Origin of the sequence: Saccharopolyspora antimicrobica (genome assembly GCF_003635025.1) — a bacterium.
In the GTDB taxonomy this organism is placed as follows: domain Bacteria; phylum Actinomycetota; class Actinomycetes; order Mycobacteriales; family Pseudonocardiaceae; genus Saccharopolyspora; species Saccharopolyspora antimicrobica.
Genome location: NZ_RBXX01000002.1, coordinates 1577869 through 1595011, shown reverse-complemented (window position 1 = coordinate 1595011; position 17143 = coordinate 1577869). Strand labels below are relative to the sequence as shown.

The 17143-nt window shown below is 71.4% G+C and carries 16 protein-coding genes; 10 read left to right on the top strand and 6 right to left on the bottom strand.

All coding sequences use genetic code 11. The features are described 5' to 3' along the window. Positions 1–3: 3 nt before the first annotated feature. Complete coding sequence (locus tag ATL45_RS07990) at positions 4–1590, bottom strand: ABC transporter substrate-binding protein (RefSeq protein WP_093152979.1); 1587 nt, start codon at positions 1588–1590, stop codon at positions 4–6. 573 nt (positions 1591–2163) lie between these two features. On the opposite strand from ATL45_RS07990, the gene ATL45_RS07985 reads away from it, so the two are divergent. The 3 genes from ATL45_RS07985 (at position 2164) to ATL45_RS07975 (ending at position 5174) form a co-directional block, all read left to right on the top strand. After that, positions 2164–2850 (top strand): response regulator transcription factor, encoded by a 687-nt coding sequence (locus ATL45_RS07985; protein ID WP_093153470.1) that lies wholly within the window; start codon positions 2164–2166, stop codon positions 2848–2850. Further along, positions 2847–4211, top strand: coding sequence for a sensor histidine kinase (locus ATL45_RS07980; protein WP_093152982.1), 1365 nt, complete (start codon positions 2847–2849; stop codon positions 4209–4211). Before ATL45_RS07985 ends, ATL45_RS07980 begins: the two co-directional genes overlap by 4 nt. Before the next feature lie 114 nt (positions 4212–4325). Continuing rightward, the gene (locus tag ATL45_RS07975) at positions 4326–5174 is read left to right on the top strand and encodes an NUDIX domain-containing protein (RefSeq protein ID WP_246025223.1); all 849 of its coding nucleotides are present in this window, start codon (positions 4326–4328) and stop codon (positions 5172–5174) included. 211 nt (positions 5175–5385) lie between these two features. Here the strand turns inward: ATL45_RS07975 and trpS are convergent, their stop codons facing one another. Further along, the gene (gene trpS / locus ATL45_RS07970) at positions 5386–6351 is read right to left on the bottom strand and encodes a tryptophan--tRNA ligase (protein WP_093152987.1); all 966 of its coding nucleotides are present in this window, start codon (positions 6349–6351) and stop codon (positions 5386–5388) included. A 205-nt stretch (positions 6352–6556) separates the two neighbouring features. On the opposite strand from trpS, the gene ATL45_RS07965 reads away from it, so the two are divergent. Continuing rightward, on the top strand, positions 6557–6868 hold the full coding sequence (locus ATL45_RS07965) for a YciI family protein (protein WP_093152990.1): 312 nt from the start codon (positions 6557–6559) through the stop codon (positions 6866–6868). Positions 6869–6911: 43 nt separating this feature from the next. Here ATL45_RS07965 and ATL45_RS38345 read toward each other — a convergent pair whose 3' ends face one another. Further along, a complete protein-coding gene (locus ATL45_RS38345) occupies positions 6912–7118 on the bottom strand; it encodes a hypothetical protein (protein WP_143121643.1) in 207 nt (68 codons plus the stop codon). A gap of 330 nt (positions 7119–7448) precedes the next feature. On the opposite strand from ATL45_RS38345, the gene typA reads away from it, so the two are divergent. From typA to dapC, 6 genes are all read left to right on the top strand, one after another. Next, positions 7449–9365 (top strand): translational GTPase TypA, encoded by a 1917-nt coding sequence (gene typA, locus ATL45_RS07960; RefSeq protein WP_093152992.1) that lies wholly within the window; start codon positions 7449–7451, stop codon positions 9363–9365. Between the two features lie 278 nt (positions 9366–9643). After that, positions 9644–11398, top strand: coding sequence for an ABC transporter family substrate-binding protein (locus tag ATL45_RS07955; protein ID WP_170210198.1), 1755 nt, complete (start codon positions 9644–9646; stop codon positions 11396–11398). A gap of 208 nt (positions 11399–11606) precedes the next feature. Then, on the top strand, positions 11607–12518 hold the full coding sequence (gene mshB / locus ATL45_RS07950; RefSeq protein WP_093152995.1) for an N-acetyl-1-D-myo-inositol-2-amino-2-deoxy-alpha-D-glucopyranoside deacetylase: 912 nt from the start codon (positions 11607–11609) through the stop codon (positions 12516–12518). Further along, positions 12515–12880, top strand: a complete 366-nt coding sequence (locus tag ATL45_RS07945) for a hypothetical protein (protein ID WP_093152996.1) — start codon at positions 12515–12517, stop codon at positions 12878–12880. The genes mshB and ATL45_RS07945 overlap by 4 nt, the downstream gene beginning before the upstream one ends. A 240-nt stretch (positions 12881–13120) precedes the next feature. Further along, positions 13121–13441, top strand: coding sequence for a ferredoxin (gene fdxA / locus ATL45_RS07940; protein ID WP_093152999.1), 321 nt, complete (start codon positions 13121–13123; stop codon positions 13439–13441). Continuing rightward, positions 13438–14559 carry a succinyldiaminopimelate transaminase gene (gene dapC / locus ATL45_RS07935; protein ID WP_093153000.1) on the top strand — a complete coding sequence of 374 codons (1122 nt, stop codon included), beginning with the start codon at positions 13438–13440 and terminating at the stop codon, positions 14557–14559. The genes fdxA and dapC overlap by 4 nt, the downstream gene beginning before the upstream one ends. On the opposite strand, the gene ATL45_RS07930 is transcribed toward dapC, so the two are convergent. The 3 genes from ATL45_RS07930 to ATL45_RS07920 all read right to left on the bottom strand — a co-directional run bounded on the left by ATL45_RS07930 (position 14560) and on the right by ATL45_RS07920 (position 17108). After that, positions 14560–15492, bottom strand: a complete 933-nt coding sequence (locus ATL45_RS07930; RefSeq protein WP_093153003.1) for a CHAD domain-containing protein — start codon at positions 15490–15492, stop codon at positions 14560–14562. Between the two features lie 94 nt (positions 15493–15586). Then, on the bottom strand, positions 15587–16573 hold the full coding sequence (gene dapD / locus ATL45_RS07925) for a 2,3,4,5-tetrahydropyridine-2,6-dicarboxylate N-succinyltransferase (RefSeq protein ID WP_093153005.1): 987 nt from the start codon (positions 16571–16573) through the stop codon (positions 15587–15589). A gap of 55 nt (positions 16574–16628) precedes the next feature. Continuing rightward, positions 16629–17108, bottom strand: a complete 480-nt coding sequence (locus ATL45_RS07920) for an LppA family lipoprotein (RefSeq protein ID WP_093153476.1) — start codon at positions 17106–17108, stop codon at positions 16629–16631. Between the last annotated feature and the right edge of the window lie 35 nt (positions 17109–17143).

Here is a 17143-nt window from a genome sequence, read left to right as displayed (position 1 = left end):
CCCTCACTTCGCCAGCCAGGCGTGCCGGAATCCGTACGAGTTCAGCGGGATCCCGCTCTTGTCCGGGGCCAGCCCGACCACCCGGACGCTGTGCGCGTCGAGCTGGTTCGGGAAGCCCCAGACGATGTAGCCGCCGCTCTCCCACTCGATCTGCTGCGCCCGCGCCACGAGCTCCTTGCGGCGCGCCGCATCGGTGGTGCCCCGCGCTTCGAGCACCAGCCGGTTGAACTCCGGGTGGTCCCAGTGGGTTTCGTTGTACGGCGACTCGGGCAGGCTGCCGGAGCTCGCCTGCGCCAGGAAGTTCCGGGAGAACCAGAAGTCCTGGGCGAAGTCCCAGGACAGGTACATGTCGCCGAAGAACTCGCCGGTGTCCACCCGGCGGATGTTGACCGTGATCCCGGCGTCGGCGGCCTGCTGGGCGAAGACCTGCGCGGCCTCCACCACGCCCGCGGCCACCGGCGAGGTCACCAGCTCCACGGTCAGGTTCTCCTTGCCCGCCTCGCGCAGCAGCTGCCGGGCCTTGTTCACGTCGCGCTTGCGCTGCGGCAGCGCGGAGTTGAACAGCGGATCGGCCGGCGCGTACAGGTCGTTGCCGACCGTGCCGTGCCCGCCGAGCACCTGCCTGATCATCTGCTCGCGGTCCACGACCAGCCGGAAGGCCTGCCGGACCCGCACGTCGTCGAAGGGCGGCCGGTCCACCCGCATGGTGAACGGGATCCAGGAGCCGGTCTCCGACTCGAGCAGCCGCAGGTTCGGGTCCGCGTCGAGCACCCGCAGCAGCCCGAGCGGCACCTGGTCGATGGCGTCGACCTGGCCGCCGAGCAGCGCGTTGATCCGCGCGGTGTCGTCCGGGAAGTCGGTGATCACGATCTCGTCCACGTACGGTTCGCCGTCGCGCCAGTAGTTGGCGTTCTTGGTGAACAGGCTCTGCTGGCCGGGTTCGAAGGAGTCGTACTGGAACGGGCCGGTGCCGACCGGCCGCTTCGGGTCGTAGCCGACCGGCACGATCCCGTTGCCGTACTCGGCGAACTGGTCGGGCAGCGTGACGTCCGGGCGGGACAGGGTCAGCCGGACGGTGCGCGGGTCCATCGCCCGCATCGCGTTCAGGTCCAGCGAGCTCAGCCCGACCGCGCCGTTCTTCGGGTCGTCCGGGTCGGCGATCCGGCGCAGCGAGTGGATCACGTCCTCGGCGGTGACGGTCTTGCCGTCGTGGAACTCCAGGCCCTCGCGCAGCCGGATCGTCCACGTGATCGCCTGCGGGTCGGATTCGACGGACTCGGCCAGCGCGGGCTGGATCAGGTACTCGTCGTCGTAGCGCAGCAGGGTGTCGTAGAGCTGGAAGATCCGGGCCTGGTCGGGGTGCGTGACGGGGGCGTGCGCGTCCAGGGTGTCCTTGCTGGAGCCACCGACGATGCCGACCCGCAGCCGTCCGCCGTACTGCGGTGGGCCGGTCGGCACCGGTGCCTTGCGGACCGCGCCGCCCGCGCAGCCGGTGATCAGCGCTCCCGCGCCCACCGCTCCTGCGCCCGCCGCTGCGTACCGGAGGAAGTCGCGACGACTCGGGGCGTTCGACTGTCCTCTGCTCGCCATCCGGGCGGTACCTCCTGTGTCTCGCGGGGACGTGCGTCGGCTCGGCTCACGCCGGTGGGCCGACCCGTCCGGGCGGCCCGGCAGCTCCCCGCTGGTGTTGCGTTTCGAGGTGCGACTGATTGATCAGTCAATCGATCGCATCGACCTTCGCGGACCGAAACGGGGCTGTCAAGACGTCATGTGCTGGGTAGATATGTCAAGACCCTTGGGTTTGACGGCGGTCAAACGTTGTGACCTCTTGCTACTTTCGCAACGCTTGATCAGCTTTGCGCACCGCGCTTGGCCATGGGTTTCACCGGTGCCGAGCGAGGCTCGGCGGCGGCGGGCGCGGACCTCGCCACGCCCCGCTCGGCCGGTGGCGGGCCCGCGCGCCACCGGCGAGGCATCTCACAGTCGGTCCGCGCGGTCCGGTCACCTCTGGTCGCCGTGCCGATCCGGAGGGTCGCCGGGTTCTCGGGCGCCATCGCCCGCGGCACCGCCGATGCTGAGATCAGCCTGAGAAAGCGGTGCACATCTGGACACGGAGCGGGAGTTCGATGTCCGATGTGCCATCCGGTCGGCATGCTGGAGCGCATGGTGCCGCGCGTGTTGGTGGTGGACGACGAAGCCGGGGTTCGGGCCGCGCTGCGGCGCGGCCTCTCCGCCGAGGGCATGGAGGTGACCGTCGCCGCCGACGGCACCGAGGCCCTGCGCCTGGCGCTCACCGGTGCCTTCGACGTCGTCGTGCTCGACGTGATGCTGCCCGGCCTCTCCGGCTACCGGGTCCTGGAGCGGATGCGCGGCCAGGACGTCACCACGCCGGTGCTGCTGATCTCGGCGAAGGACGGCGAGGTCGACCAAGCCGACGGCCTGGACCTCGGGGCGGACGGTTACCTGGTCAAGCCCTTCTCCTTCCTGGTGCTGGTCGCGCAGGTCCGCGCGCTGCTGCGGCGGCGCGACACCGCTGGTCGTCAGGTGTGCCTGCGGGTCGGCGAGCTGGAGATCGACCGCGCGGGCCGCGAGGTCCGGTGGGCCGGGGAGTCGATCGCGCTCTCGCCCCGGGAGTACGGGCTGCTGGTCGCGCTGGCCAGCCACCCGGAGGCGGTGGTGCCCAAGGACGACCTGCTGCGCATGGTCTGGGGCGAGGAGCAGTTCGTCACCCGCAACGTCGTCGAGGTCTACATCGGTTACCTGCGCCGCAAGCTCGCCGCGGCCGGTGCCGGTGAACTGGTGCAGACCGTGCGCGGCCAGGGCTACCGGGTCTGCGCCCAGTCGGCATGACCGGCCGCCTGTGGCAGTGGTGGCACCGCCGCACCATCCAGTTCCGCACCAGCGTCGTGGCTGCCGCCGTCGCCCTCATCGGGCTCGGCGTGATCGCGCACGCCAGCACCGGCATCGTCGGCTGGCTCATGATCGAGTCGGTGGACGACGACCTGCACCGCACCGCGACCGCGACCGCGAAGCAGCTCGAGGACGGCGTTCCGGCGGCCTCGCTGTCCCGGCCGGACATCCGCGTGCTCGACGTCGCCGGAACACCGGTGGACTCGCTGCCCGACCCCGGCTTCTTCCGCTGGCAGATCGACCAGCTGCGCGCCGGCGGCGGCGTGCTCGACTTCGACCCGCCGACCGAGCTGCACCGCTGGCAGGGCGTCGTCGTGCCCGCCCCGGACGGTCAGCCGCTGCTGGTGGCCACCGGTGCCCGCCTGGTCGGATTCCTGGACGCGGCGGGCAAGACCAGTCGGCTGCTGGGCTTCGGTTCGGTCCTCGCCGCCTGCCTGGTCGGGCTCGCCACCTGGGTGGTGGTGCGCCGCGCGCTGCGTCCGGTGGAACGGATGCGGATGGCCGCGGCCGGGCTGCCGGAGGGCAGGAGGCTGCCGGTCCCGGAAGCCGCCGACGAGCTCCGCGCCCTGGCCCAGGAGCTGAACACGATGCTCTCCCGGCGTGATGCCGACACCGAACGACTGCGCCGGTTCACCGGCGACGCCGCCCACGAGCTGCGCAACCCGGTCGCCTCGATCCGAGCTCAAGCCGAGGTCGCCGTGGTGCACCCGGACCCGGAGCTCGCGCAGGAGACGCTGCAGGACATCGCGGTCGAAGCGCAGCGGCTGTCCGAACTGGTCGAAAGCCTCCTCACGCTGGCCAGAGCGGAGCGCGGGATGGGCACACCGGGGCAACCGGTGGATCTCGGTGCAGCCGCCCGGGCGGCTGCTGCCAGGCTCGAATCGCCCGACGGGCCGCAGGTCGTGATCGAGGCGCCGGCTGCTCCGGTGCTCGTCCTCGCCGATCCGGCCGAGATGTCCACCGTGCTGGACAACGTCGTCGGCAACGCGCTGCGCTACACGCGGACGGTGGTGCGGGTTTCGGTGTTCGCTGATGGCATGGGCGCCTCCGGGGCGGGGTGGGTGTGGTTGGTGGTGGACGACGACGGGCCGGGCATTCCGCCGGAACACCGGTTGCGGGTGTTCGACCGCTTCCACCGCGTCGAGCAGGACCGCGCGCGCAGCACCGGTGGTGCCGGACTCGGTCTGTCACTCGTGGCCGACGTGGTCCGCCGCCGGGGTGGCACGGTCCGGGCTGCGGTGTCTCCGGAGGGCGGCGCACGCGTCGAAGCTCGTTGGCCGGGGTACCGGCCGCTGAACTGACCGACCTCGCACCGGTACGGGGCCGTCCGCCGCTCCCCGCGCGGTGACCGCGAACACCGCGTGGAGCCGAGGCGGTCGTGATCGGCCGTACCGGGTCGGGCAAGATGTGTGCACGTGTCGGTTTTGCGGAGCACCGGACTGATCGAGGCACCTGTCGCCACGGTGGGAGCCGCGCTGCGGCACACGCGAACCGCCGAAGTCGGTTTGGCGGGCATCGGAGTCCGCGGCCGCGCCGCCACTCGTCCCGCCGCACTGCTCGTGCCCGGTGATGAGCTCGTCTTCCACACGCGAATCGCCCGCCTTCCGCTCGATCTGACCACTCGAATCGTGCGCGCCGACGCCGACGCGCTGAGTTCCGTGCTGGTGTCCGGCCCGCTGCCGGAGCTGCGGCACGAATCGGTGCTCGCCGCGGCCGGACCCCGGACGCTGCTGACCGACTCGTTGCACTGGACGACCCCGTTCGGGCCGCTGGGACGGCTGGCCGATGTCGCGATCGGCCGCCGCTTCGTGCTGAACGCGCTGGCCGCCAGGATCGACGCGGTCCGCGAACTCGCCGAGTCCTGGGCGAGCCGCTCGATCGTCGTCGGCGCCGCGATCGTCCACAAGGGACGACTGCTGGCGCAGCAGCGCAGCTACCCCGCGCCGGACGCCGGGCGCTGGGAATTGCCCGGCGGACGCGTCGAACCCGGTGAGGACGAGCCGACCGCGGTCGTCCGGGAGTGCTGGGAAGAACTGGCCGTCGAGGTGCGGCCCACCGGCCGGGTCGGCACCGACGTCCCGCTCAACAACGGGATGCTGCTGCGCATCCACGCGGCCGAGCTGGCGGACCCGGCAGCGATCCCGAAAGCCGTGGAGCACAACGAGGTCCGCTGGGTCACGGCGGACGAGCTGACCGACCTGGACTGGCTCGACGCCGACCAGGTCCTGGTCCACTCCCTCCGGCAGCTGCTGACCAACACCTGAAGAGCGGCGGCGGAGCCGACTGGAAGCGCATGGGATTCCTCCTCGCGATGACGGAACCGGTGGGGACGTCGAAGCAACCGATCACGCGTCCCAGGTTCCCGATGTCGATCAGGCGTTCGCAAGGCGAATAACTCGAACTAGTGAACGAATGGGCAGGTGGAGGCTGCCTCCGAGCGGGATGTGCCCGCCCGGAGGCAGCTCTCCGGTGTCTTCAGCGCAGGCCGGTGACGTGGAAGGCGGCCTGGAGGCGCGGCTGGGCTCGGTCGGCGGCTCGCTTCGCGCCGTGCGCTCGCACCCGCTCCAGCTCGGCCGGGTCGTTCAGCAGCTCCGAGGTGCGCTCGCGCAGCGGTCTCAGCTCCTCGATCACCGCTTCTGCCACCGCTTCCTTCAGCTCCGCGTAGGTGGTGGCCGATCCGGCCGCGGTGTACGGGCTCGTGCCGGTGCAGGCGGCCAGGATCTCCAGCAGGTTCGCCACTCCCGGCTGGTCGTCCGGGGCGTAGCGGATGCGGTCGAGGCCGTCGGTCACCGCGCGGCGGAACTTGCGGCGGATCACGTCCGGTTCGTCGAGCACGAAGACCACGCCGGGGGACTGCGGGCTGGACTTCTCCATCTTGCGGCCCGGATCGGCCAGGTCGCGCACCCGGGCCGCGGTCCTGGGCACCACCGCCTCGGGGACGGCGAAGACCTGGCCGTAGGAGGAGTTGAACCGCCGGGCCAGCGTGCGGGCCAGCTCCACGTGCTGGTCCTGGTCGCTGCCCACCGGGACCTGGTCGGCGCCCTGCAGCAGGATGTCCGCGGCCATCAGCACCGGGTAGGTCAGCAGGCCGACCCGCGAGCCGTCCTGCCCGGCACCGCGCTCCTTGAACTGGACCATCCGGGCGGCCTCGCCGTACGAGCAGGTGCACTCCAGGATCCAGTTCAGCGCGCCCAGCTCACCGGCCAGGTCGGACTGGACGAACAGCGAATCAGGAGCGATGCCCGCCGCGATCAGCACCGCGAACTGCTCGCGGGTGAGCGCGCGGAGCCGCTGCGGGCGGTGCGGCGTGGTCATGGCGTGCAGGTCGGAGACGAAGAACAGATCCGCGGGTTCGCGCTCGGCGGCCCACCGCCGCACGGCGCCGAGGTAGTTGCCGAGCTGGACGTGGCCGGACGGGGTGATCCCGGACAGGCGGGTCATGGGTCTCTCCTGTGGTTTGCACCGCCACCGGGATCGACCTGGCACTGCTCGGCCGCCCGGTGGGGCGGCCGATGTGCTGTGCGTCAGTGCGCTGCGTCGCGGGGCCGCCCTCGGACGGCCCACCAGGTGTTCGACATTGCGCGCACGGGCCAATGTTACCGCTTGGTGATCGGCAGCGGTCAAGTCGAAGAGTTACCGTGGAAGTATGTTTGTAGTGCTGCTGCAATACACCGCACCGGAATCGGATATCGACGCCCAGTTGGTAGATCATTACGAATGGGTGACCCAGCATTACGACGCCGGCGATTTCATCGCGGCCGGCCATCGCCACCCGCGCAGCGGAGCGGTGATCATCGCTCGCGCGATGTCCCGGGGGCGCCTCGACGCCATCCTCGCCACCGATCCGTTCGCGCTGCACAGGCTGGTTCGCTACGAGGTCATCGAGTTCCAGGCCCTGCGCACCATCCCGGAGCTGGTCAAGTACGCGGACCCGCTGACCCCGGTCGCCCACAAGTAGTCCCGAACAGCGTGCCGAGACCACGGCGGGCGCCGTGGTGAGATCATTTCGCCTTCTTTTTCTTTGCCTCTTTCTTGGCCTTCTTTTGCGCTTTCTTGACCTCTTCCGCCTTGGCGTCGCGGAGCAGGTTGCGCAGTGCCACGATCGGGCAACTCTTGCAAGGAGGTTGCGAGCGGCAACATTTCTTCTTGACCTTGATGGTGCCTTTGCCCACGTTGTTTCTTTCCAGTGCTCCGACGGCGTTGGGCACAGGGTAGGCGAACCTAAGCTCGGATGGCGAACTTGATGTTGCGGACCGGCCGCCGGGTGTTGCGCTGAGCACGCGGCGGCCGGGCCCGCTCCGCGTTGCACTACCCTGGAACGAGCCGCGCGTCGACGCACGTGCCCCGCTGGTAGTGGGGTGCCGTCCGAAAGAAGCTCCGCAGCAGCGGCGCAGTGGAGCCGCGGCAGGGCGCCCTGAGGGGTGTCAGGACCAGGTGTCCCGCACCCGAGAAGGTGCGCTGCGGCAACACCCGCACCCGGCCCGCAGTCGACGAACCCGCCGTTGCCCGCTTTCCGCGCCGAGCCATGGAGTACCCGCGTGTCCGCCACCAGCGTCGCCGCCCCCATTCGCAGCGATCTCCGCAACGTCGCGATCGTCGCGCACGTCGACCACGGCAAGACCACCCTGGTGGACGCCATGCTGCGGCAATCCGGTGCCTTCTCCGAACGAGCCGAACTGGTCGACCGGGTCATGGACTCCAACGACCTGGAGCGGGAGAAGGGCATCACCATCCTGGCCAAGAACACCGCGATCCGCCGGGAGACCGACGCCGGTCCGGTGACCATCAACGTGGTCGACACCCCCGGCCACGCCGACTTCGGCGGCGAGGTGGAGCGCGCGCTGTCCATGGTCGACGGCGTGCTGCTGCTCGTCGACGCCAGCGAGGGCCCGCTGCCGCAGACCCGGTTCGTGCTGCGCAAGACGCTGGCCGCCGGGCTGCCGGTGATCCTGGTGGTGAACAAGGTCGACCGCCCGGACGCCCGCTGCGCCGAGGTCGTCGAAGAGGCCCACGACCTGCTGCTGGAGCTGGCCAGCGAGCTCGACGGCGAGGTCGAGCTCGACATGGAGGCGATCCTCGACCTGCCGGTCGTCTACGCCTCCGCCCGCGCCGGCCGCGCCTCCCTGGCCCAGCCGGTGGACGGCGAGCTGCCCGCCGAGGAAGACCTCACCGCGCTGTTCGACGTGCTGCTCAAGCACGTGCCCGCGCCGGTCGCCGACTCCGAGGGCCCGCTGCGCGCTCTGGTGACCAACCTGGACGCCTCCTCGTTCCTCGGCCGCATCGCGCTGTGCCGCATCCACGCCGGGACCATGCGCAAGGGGCAGACCGTCGGGTGGTGCCGGGCGGACGGTTCGGTGGAGAAGGTGCGGCTCACCGAGCTGCTGATCACCCAGAACCTCGACCGGGTGCCGTGCGCGGAGGCCTCCGCGGGCGACCTGGTCGCCATCGCGGGCATCCCGGACATCACCATCGGCGACACGCTGGCCGACCCGGACAACGCGCAGCCGCTGCCCCGGATCACCGTCGACGACCCGGCGATCTCGATGACCATCGGCGTCAACACCTCGCCGCTGACCGGCCGCAACGGTGGCACCAAGATCACCGCGCGGCAGGTGAAGAGCCGGCTGGACGCCGAGCTGATCGGCAACGTCAGCATGAAGGTGCTGCCCACCGAGAAGCCGGACGCCTGGGAGGTGCAGGGCCGCGGTGAGCTGGCGCTGGCCATCCTGGTGGAGACCATGCGCCGGGAGGGCTTCGAGCTCACCGTCGGCAAGCCGCAGGTGGTCACCCGCACCATCGACGGCAAGCTGTGCGAGCCGTTCGAGCGGCTGACCATCGACGCGCCGGAGGAGCACCTGGGCGCGGTCACCCAGCTGCTGGCCGGGCGCAAGGGCCGCATGGAGACCATGGACGGCCACGGCACCGGGCGGATCAAGCTGGAGTACGTGGTGCCCGCGCGCGGCCTGATCGGCTTCCGCACCGAGTTCCTCACCGAGACCCGCGGCACCGGCATCGCCAACCACGTCTTCGAGGGCTACTTCCCGTGGGTGGGCGAGCTGCGCACCCGGCACACCGGTTCGCTGGTGGCCGACCGGGCCGGCTCGGCGACGACCTACGCGCTGCTGCAGCTGGCCGACCGGGGCAGCTTCTTCACCGAGCCCGGCAACGAGGTCTACGAGGGCATGGTCGTCGGGGAGAACCCGCGCGCCGAGGACCTCGACGTGAACATCACCAAGGAGAAGAAGCTCACCAACATGCGGTCGTCCACCGCGGACGAGCTGGAGCGGCTGGCCAAGCCGCGGACCCTGGCGCTGGAGGAAGCGCTGGAGTTCTGCGCCGCGGACGAGTGCGTCGAGGTCGGGCCGGAGGCGATCCGGGTCCGCAAGGTGACCCTGGACGGGACCACCCGCGCCCGCGAGCGCTCCCGCGCCAAGGCGCGTGACAACGCTTCGTGACGGGAGCTGCGCTCTCGAGTAGCTGAGCCGGGTTCCGGCGACCCCTTCGGTCGCCGGAATCGCCCGGAATGCCGGAACCGGTTTTCCGCGCGCCGAACGGGATTTCGCCGTTCTGCGGGCGGCTGGGGCGGGCGGCCAGCAGACTGGGCACCTACCCCGGTGTCGATCATCCGATCGACGGAAGGAACCATGGAGGGCCCTCGCGCGTCTTCCGCACGTGCGAGGCGCCCCGGTGGCCGGGGTGCGTTCGGGGGAGCAGACATGAGGGGAGGTTCGGCGTGTCCCAGGGTCGACGCCGCCCACTGGCTGCGGTCTCCCTGCTGGTGACAACCGCGAGCTTGGTGGCTGCCTGCACGAACGCGCCACCACCGCCGCTGGTGTCGGAAACCCCGACGACGCAGCCCCCGACGAGCACCGCGCCGGCCGAGCAGCCGATGCCGGTGGAGGTCGTGGTCGGGGTCGACGAGCTGGAGGGCGGGTTCAACCCGCACACCCTCGCCGACCTCTCGCCGACCAGCTCCGCGCTGGCCAGCCTGATGCTGCCGTCGGTCCACCGGCCCGGCCCGGACGGGCGGTTGCAACTGGACACCACGCTGATGGAATCGGCGGAGCTGGTGCCGGACCAGGAGAAGTTCACCGTCCGCTACCGGATCCGCCGCGAGGCGAATTGGTCCGACGGCGCGCCGATCGCCGCCGAGGACTTCGTCTACCTGTGGCAGCAGCTGCGCTCGCAGCCCGGCGTGTCCGACGCGGCGGGCTACCAGCTGATCGACGACGTGGCCTCGCGCCAGGGCGGCAAGACGGTGGACGTGACCTTCGCCAAGCCGTTCCCCGGCTGGCAGTCGCTGTTCAACAACCTGCTGCCCGCGCACCTGCTGCGGGACGCGCCGCGGGGCTGGTCGACGGTGCTGGACGACGGCTACCCGGCGTCGGGCGGGCCGTTCGCGATCCGGCAGATCGACCTGGACCGCGGCGAGATCATCCTGGAGCGCAACGACCGGTACTGGGGCCCGCCCGCGCAGTCCGACCGCATCGCGCTGCGCGCGATCGACAAGGCCCGCCAGGTCGAGGCGCTGCGCAGCGGCGACAGCCACCTCGCGGTGTTCGGCGCGGACACCGGGACCATGCAGGCGCTGCGGGATCTCGGCGATTCCGTGCAGCTGATCAACGTGCCGCGGCCGGCGACCGTGGAGGTGCTGCTGCGGCCGGACAGCCGCGCGCTGGCCGACATCAAGACGCGGCAGGCCGTGCTCGCGGCGCTGGACCGACCTGCGCTGATCGAGGCGGGCACCGGCGGTGGTCCCGCCGAGCAGCTGCAGTCGCACGCCCAGGTGCTCGCGCCGTCCGAACCCGGCTACACGCCGACGGAACCGGCCGGTGCGTTCCCCGCGAAGCCCGACCCGGCGCGGGTGGAGAAGCTGCTCGACGAGGCCGGCTACCAGCGCAGCGGCGGTGCCTGGATGCGCGATGGGCGACCGCTGAACCTGGTCATCGCGGCGCCCTTCGAGCACGAGTCCTACATCCGGGTCGCCGAGGAGGCCGCGCGGCAGCTGCGGGAGCAGGGCATCCAGGCGACGGTCGTGACGCCGACCGGTGATCAGCTGTTCGGCGAGATGCTGGCGGCCAACCCGAAGACGGGGGAGCCCGGCGGTGCGGCCTCGGTGGACATGGCGATCGCGCCGCGTCCCGCCGGTGGTGATGCGGCCGCGAACATGGCCGCGGCGTACGGATGTCCCGGCGTGGCGGCGGACAGCGAACAGCCGTTCCCGCACAACGCGGCCGGTTTCTGCGACGAGCTGCTGCAGCCGACCATCGACGCGGCGATGACCGGCCGGGTGCCCTTCGGTGAGGCGTCGTCGATCGTCGAGCCGGTGCTGTGGCGGGCAGCGGTCGCGCTGCCGCTCTACCAGCAGGCGCAGGTCCTGGCGCTGCGGCCGGAGGTGAAGGGAGTCGAACCGGGACACGGCATGTCCGGTCCGTTCTCCAGTGCGGCGCAGTGGCTCGGGACGTATGCGGACAACGACGGCTACTGAGGCGAATCCGCAGGTCAGTGACCGTGTGTGGTTTGTGGTGCTATAGCCCCCCAAACCACTCACGGGCCATGGCATACCGAAGCGGCTGCCACCGCCGACGCGGAAAGTCGGGTGCTGCGGCTTCCGCAGCCGTACGCAGAACGCGGGTGGAAGGCAAGAAGGGCACGCCGTGCGTTGGGTGGTTCGGGGCGCAGATTAGGCTGGACCGGTGACGCTGACGGCCCCACCGCGGTTGCTGCTGGTACACGCGCACCCCGATGACGAAAGCCTCTGGACCGGCGGGACGATCGCTCGCTATGCCGCACGCGGCGTGCAGGTGGTGGTGGTGACCTGCACCCTCGGCGAGGAGGGCGAGGTCATCCCCGAGAGCCTGCGCGGCCTGGCCGCCGACCAGGCGGACCAGCTCGGCGGCTACCGGGTCGGCGAGCTGCGCTCGGCCTGCGCCGCGCTCCACGTGACCGACCACCGCTTCCTCGGTGGCATCGGGCGCTGGCGCGACTCCGGGATGCTCTGGGAGCAGCCGGGATTGGCGAGCGCGCTGCCCGAGGCACATCCCCGGGCCTTCGCGACCGGCGCCGCCGATGAGCAGGTCGATGCGCTGGAAGCGGTGCTGCGCGAGGTCAGACCGCAGGTGGTCGTGAGCTACGCCGCCGACGGCGGTTACGGCCACCCGGACCACATCCGCGCTCACGAGGTGACCGTCGCCGCTGCCGCGAAGGTTCCCGAGGTGCAGCGCGTCTTCTACGCCGTGCCTTCGCGCGACACGCTGGAGAAGGGCTTGGCCGCCCTGGCCGAGGTCGAGGGCATGCCGTTCCAGCTGCCCGAACCGCACGAGCTGGCCAGCGTCGCGGACGAGTCGATCAGCACCGTGATCGACGTGTCCGAGCACCTGCCCGCCAAGATCAGCGCGCTGCGGGCGCACGGCACCCAGGTCAAGGTGTGGCTGGACCGGTGGGACAACGGTGCCGGCGTCGCGGCCTACGCGCTGTCCAACGGCGTCGCCCAGCCCATCGTGCCGACCGAGCACTACGTGCTGGCCAGCGGTGATCCCGCGGGCTGCGAGGTGGACCTGTTCGGCGGGCTCGGTGTCAGCGGCACCGAACCGGTGGGGGACCGTTGAGCGGGACGGACCGGTTGGTGTTCGGCTTCCTGCTGGTCGATGCCGTGATCCTGGCGCTGCTCGAGCTGCTCTTCCTGCCCTCCTACATCGGCACCGTGCAGTTCCCGGTCACCGCGGCGGTCGCGGCGGTGACCACGCCGCTGCTGGTGTCGGAGGCCGCGCGGCTGTCCCCGCGCCGCCGGATCGCGGGCGCGCCGATGGTGCTCTGGTTCCTGACCGTGATGGCGTTCGGCGTCTTCGGTCCCGGCGGGGACATGGTACTGGTCGGCAACGACTGGCGGACGCTGCTGCTGATCGGAGCCGGTGCGCTGCCGAGCGCGATGATGCTCGGCATCGTCCTGGGCAAGCGCGCCAAGTCCTGATCTCCAGCGGGATGTGGCGCATCGCACGTCGGCGGCGTGGATCGCTCCTGACGTGGGGAGTTCCAACAGGGCTTCAACAGAAGTGGTTTACGCCGTTCACGCCTGCGTCGTAGAGTCGGCAGCGCTCCCGAGCTGTGGGACCGGGTACGTGTCCTGGGTGGGTAGGAGAGATACTGTCAGCAGTCGCGGCAGGAGGTTCCTGCGCGCGACTAGGACAACGCTTCGAGCAGGAGTGCAACCGTGACCTACGTGATCGCCGAGCCCTGCGTGGACGTGCTCGACAAGGCATGCATCGAGGAATGCCCTGTCGACTGCATCTACGAGGGCGGGCGGATGCTCTACATCCACCCCGATGAGTGCGTCGACTGCGGTGCCTGCGAGCCGGTCTGCCCGGTGGAGGCCATCTACTACGAGGACGACGTGCCGGACGAGTGGGCTGCCTACACCAAGGCGAACGTGGACTTCTTCGACGAACTCGGCTCGCCGGGTGGTGCGGCGAAGGTGGGCAAGAAGGACTTCGACGTCGAGCCCATCAAGAGCCTGCCCCCGCAGGGCGAATGAGCAGCGCGACCGGCCCGGACACCACGTCCGGGCCCCGCGGACCGCAGCTGCCCGGCTTCCCGTGGGATTCGCTGGCCCGGCAGAGCGCCGCGGCGAAGGCCCACCCGGACGGCATCGTCGACCTGTCCGTCGGGACCCCGGTCGACCCGGTGCCGGAGAACCTGCGGCGAGCGCTCGCGGAGGTCGCGGACAAGCCGGGTTACCCGGCAACGCACGGCACGCCCGAACTGCGCGAGGCGGCGGTCGCCTCCCTGCAGCGCCGCTACGGGATCTCCGGCCTGGAACCCGACGCCGTGGTGCCGACCATCGGCTCCAAGGAACTCGTCGCCTGGTTGCCGACGCTGGTCGGCGTGCGACCTGGCGACCTGGTGGCCATCCCGGAACTGGCGTACCCGACCTACGAGGTCGGCGCGAAGATCGCCGGTGCGGAGGTCGTGCGGCTCGCGCCCGGCGAGCTGCCGCCCGCCGGGACCGCGTTGCTGTGGCTGAACTCCCCGTCGAACCCGACGGGTCGCGTGCTGGACGCCCAGCAGCTGGGCGAGTCGGTGCGGGCCGCGCAGGAGATGGGCGCGGTGGTCGCATCGGACGAGTGCTACCTGGCGCTGGGCTGGGACACCGAGCCGGTGTCGGTGCTGCACCCCTCGGTGGGCGCGGACCGGCGCGGCGTGCTCGCCGTGCACTCGCTGTCGAAGTCCTCGAACCTGGCCGGGTACCGCGCCGGGTTCATCACCGGTGACCCGGATCTGGTGCGGCGTCTGCTGGAACTGCGCAAGCACGCGGGCATGATCGTCCCGCGGCCGGTGCAGGAAGCGATCACCGCGGCGCTCAGCGACGACTCGCACGTGAGCGCGCAGCGCGAGCTGTACGCGGCGCGGCGCGCGGTGCTGCGGCCCGCGCTTGAGGCGGCGGGCTTCCGGATCGAGCACTCGCAGGCGGGCCTGTACCTGTGGGCGACCCGCGGTGAAGACGCGTGGGAGACGGTGGATTGGTTGGCGCAGCGGGGAATCCTCGCGGCGCCGGGCACCTTCTACGGCCCCGCGGGCGATCACCACGTCCGCATCGCCCTGACTGCGACGGACGAGCGCATCGCCGCAGCCGCCAAGCGCCTCGCGGAGTGATCAGACCTCGGCTGCTGCCGCGCTGAGGGCCTCCCAGGCCGAGCGCCACTGCGCGCGGCGTTCGGCCTTGCGCGCCTGCTCGCGTTCGACCAGGCGGCCCGCCACGAAGCCCACTGCCGCGTCCACCTCGTCGCCGAAGCCGTGGAGCAGGTCGCGCACCCGTTCCTCGGCCACGCAGGCGTCCTGGTGCTCGCCGAGCACGTCCTGGAACCGGCGGGCCGCTCTGATCAGCTGTTGCGATTCGCCGAGCACGGGCTGGGCGAGCTCCGCGGTGTAGCGGACGCGCTTGCCCAGGATGCGCAGCGCGTGCAGGTCGTCGTCGGCAGGGGATTCGGGTAGCCGCGCCACCGCTTTCTGGAGTTTGCGGAACTCGCCGAGCACTAGTTCGCGGAGTTCGCGCGAGCTGTCCGCATCGGACTCCTCGGAGCTGCTGCGGATCGCGGCGGTGAGTGCGCGCAGCAGGCCGAGGTAGCGATCGCTGTCCAGGGCGGCGAGCATTTCGACACGGGCGATTCCGTGCTCGGCCTCCAGACCCGAGATCAGCCGGGCGGCGGCGGCGCGCTCGCCGGCGGGCAGGTCGGCGCTCTCCTGGCGCAGCCGGTCCAGCAGGACGTCGAGGTCGCGGACCGGGCCCAGCGAACGGCCCAGCCAGCCGAGCTCCGCGCGCAGCGGCTCCGCCCAGCTCTCGTCCAGGAACGGCCGCGCGGCCCGCAGCATCGCGCGCATCCGGCGCACCGACACCCGCATCTGGTGCAGTTCTTCGGGATCCGTGCCGAGCCGCGTGCCCGGATCATGCGCGATCAGCGCGCGCAGCCGACCGTCCAGCCCGGCTCGCACGTGCTCGGCGATGGGGGCCTGCGGACCGGCCGTCACGGGTTCGGCGGGCAGATCGACGACGGTCGCGAGGTCGCGGTGCTGCCAGCTGCTGGCCATTGCCAATGATAAAAGCGAAAACCCCGATCCCCGCCTGGTCCGATCGGGCGCAACTGAACGGGGCCGGTCGACGCTGACCGGCCCCGGGACGTCGTCAGTCGTTGGCGTGCAGGGCGGCGTTGAGCTCGACCTTGCCGCCGGCGCGCTCGGTGACCTCCACCGCGCCGGTGGTGGAGTTGCGGCGGAAGAGCAGGTTGCTCGACCCGGACAGCTCCGCGGCCTTGGTGAGCGTGCCGTCGGGCAGCTTCACCTTCGTGCCCGCCGTGACGTACAGGCCCGCCTCGACGATGCAGTCGTCGCCCAGCGAGATGCCGACGCCGCCGTTGGCGCCGATCAGGCAGCGCTCGCCGATGGAGATGACCTCCTTGCCGCCGCCGGAGAGGGTGCCCATGATCGAGGCGCCGCCGCCGACGTCGGAGCCGTCGGCCACCACGACACCGGCGGAGATCCGGCCCTCGACCATCGACGCGCCGAGGGTGCCCGCGTTGTAGTTCACGAAGCCCTCGTGCATCACGGTCGTGCCGCTGGCCAGGTGCGCGCCCAGCCGGACCCGGTCGGCGTCGCCGATGCGCACGCCGGACGGGACGACGTAGTCGACCATGCGCGGGAACTTGTCCACGCCGTAGACGGTGACCGTGCCGCGCGCCCGCAGCCGCAGCCGGGTCGCCTCGAAGCCCTCCACCGGGCAGGGGCCGTGGTTGGTCCACACGACGTTGGCCAGCAGGCCGAAGATGCCGTCGAGGCTCTGGCCGTGCGGCCGGACCAGGCGGTGCGACAGCAGGTGCAGCCGCAGGTACACGTCGTGGGCGTCCACCGGGGCGTCGGCCAGCCGGCCGGTCTCGGTGCGCACCGCGACCACCTCGACCCCGCGGGCCTCGTCGCGCCCGAGCAGCGCGGCACCGGCCGCACCGAGGGACTCGGCGGCCTCCTCGGCGGTCAGCCGCGTGGTGCCGGGCTGGCCCGGCTCACCCAGCCGGACGGTCGGGAACCAGGTGTCGAGCACCGTGCCGTCGTCGGTCACGGTGGCCAGGCCCACTCCGTGGGCGCCCGTGGTCTGCGGATCGGGAGACTGTGCACTCATACCGGAAACGGTAATCGGCGCAGGTGGCGGCGGCCCGCACGGGGTGGCGGGGCGCTCAGCCCTTGGCCGCGGCCCGCAGGTGGCAGCCGGTGGTGATCGCCAGCACCGTCCGGGCCGCGGTGCTGAACCGGTAGACCGCGCCGTACTCGTCGTTGGCGGTGATCTCGTGGTCGCCGCTGCGGTCCACGATGATCTCCGGCTCGCCGAACCCGTACTCGCGGGTGAGCTGCCGGACGATGTCGACCGCCCGCGGCCAGGACGCGTCCGGCAGGTTGTCCGGCACCTGCCAGGACTCCAGCGCCCAGGCCTCCGCCTCGGGCACGTCCGGGAAGCCGTCGCAGCCGGCCTGGCTGAGCGGTTCGGACTTCACCCAGGTCAGCGGCCCGAGCTCGTGGTGGAGCCGGTCCCGCAACCGCTGCTGCAGCTGGCCGTACTGCGCGCTGATCTCCTCGATGCTGGGCCGTAGCCGGAGCAGGCTGCGCGGGTCTTCCACGGCTCCTCCCTCGGGTCGGACTGGGCTGCCGGACAAGATCATGCCGGAGATCACCGCCCGGGAAGGCCGGTTGGTGG

Excerpts from the sequence above, each read along its gene's own strand:
- dapD (WP_093153005.1), bottom strand. The coding sequence starts at position 16,573 with ATGAGTGCACAGTCTCCCGATCCGCAGACCACGGGCGCCCACGGAGTG.
- ATL45_RS07965 (WP_093152990.1), top strand. The coding sequence starts at position 6,557 with ATGTTTGTAGTGCTGCTGCAATACACCGCACCGGAATCGGATATCGAC.
- dapC (WP_093153000.1), top strand. The coding sequence starts at position 13,438 with ATGAGCAGCGCGACCGGCCCGGACACCACGTCCGGGCCCCGCGGACCG.
- ATL45_RS07930 (WP_093153003.1), bottom strand. The coding sequence starts at position 15,492 with ATGGCCAGCAGCTGGCAGCACCGCGACCTCGCGACCGTCGTCGATCTG.
- trpS (WP_093152987.1), bottom strand. The coding sequence starts at position 6,351 with ATGACCCGCCTGTCCGGGATCACCCCGTCCGGCCACGTCCAGCTCGGC.
- ATL45_RS07920 (WP_093153476.1), bottom strand. The coding sequence starts at position 17,108 with ATGATCTTGTCCGGCAGCCCAGTCCGACCCGAGGGAGGAGCCGTGGAA.
- ATL45_RS07980 (WP_093152982.1), top strand. The coding sequence starts at position 2,847 with ATGACCGGCCGCCTGTGGCAGTGGTGGCACCGCCGCACCATCCAGTTC.
- ATL45_RS07985 (WP_093153470.1), top strand. The coding sequence starts at position 2,164 with ATGGTGCCGCGCGTGTTGGTGGTGGACGACGAAGCCGGGGTTCGGGCC.
- ATL45_RS07990 (WP_093152979.1), bottom strand. The coding sequence starts at position 1,590 with ATGGCGAGCAGAGGACAGTCGAACGCCCCGAGTCGTCGCGACTTCCTC.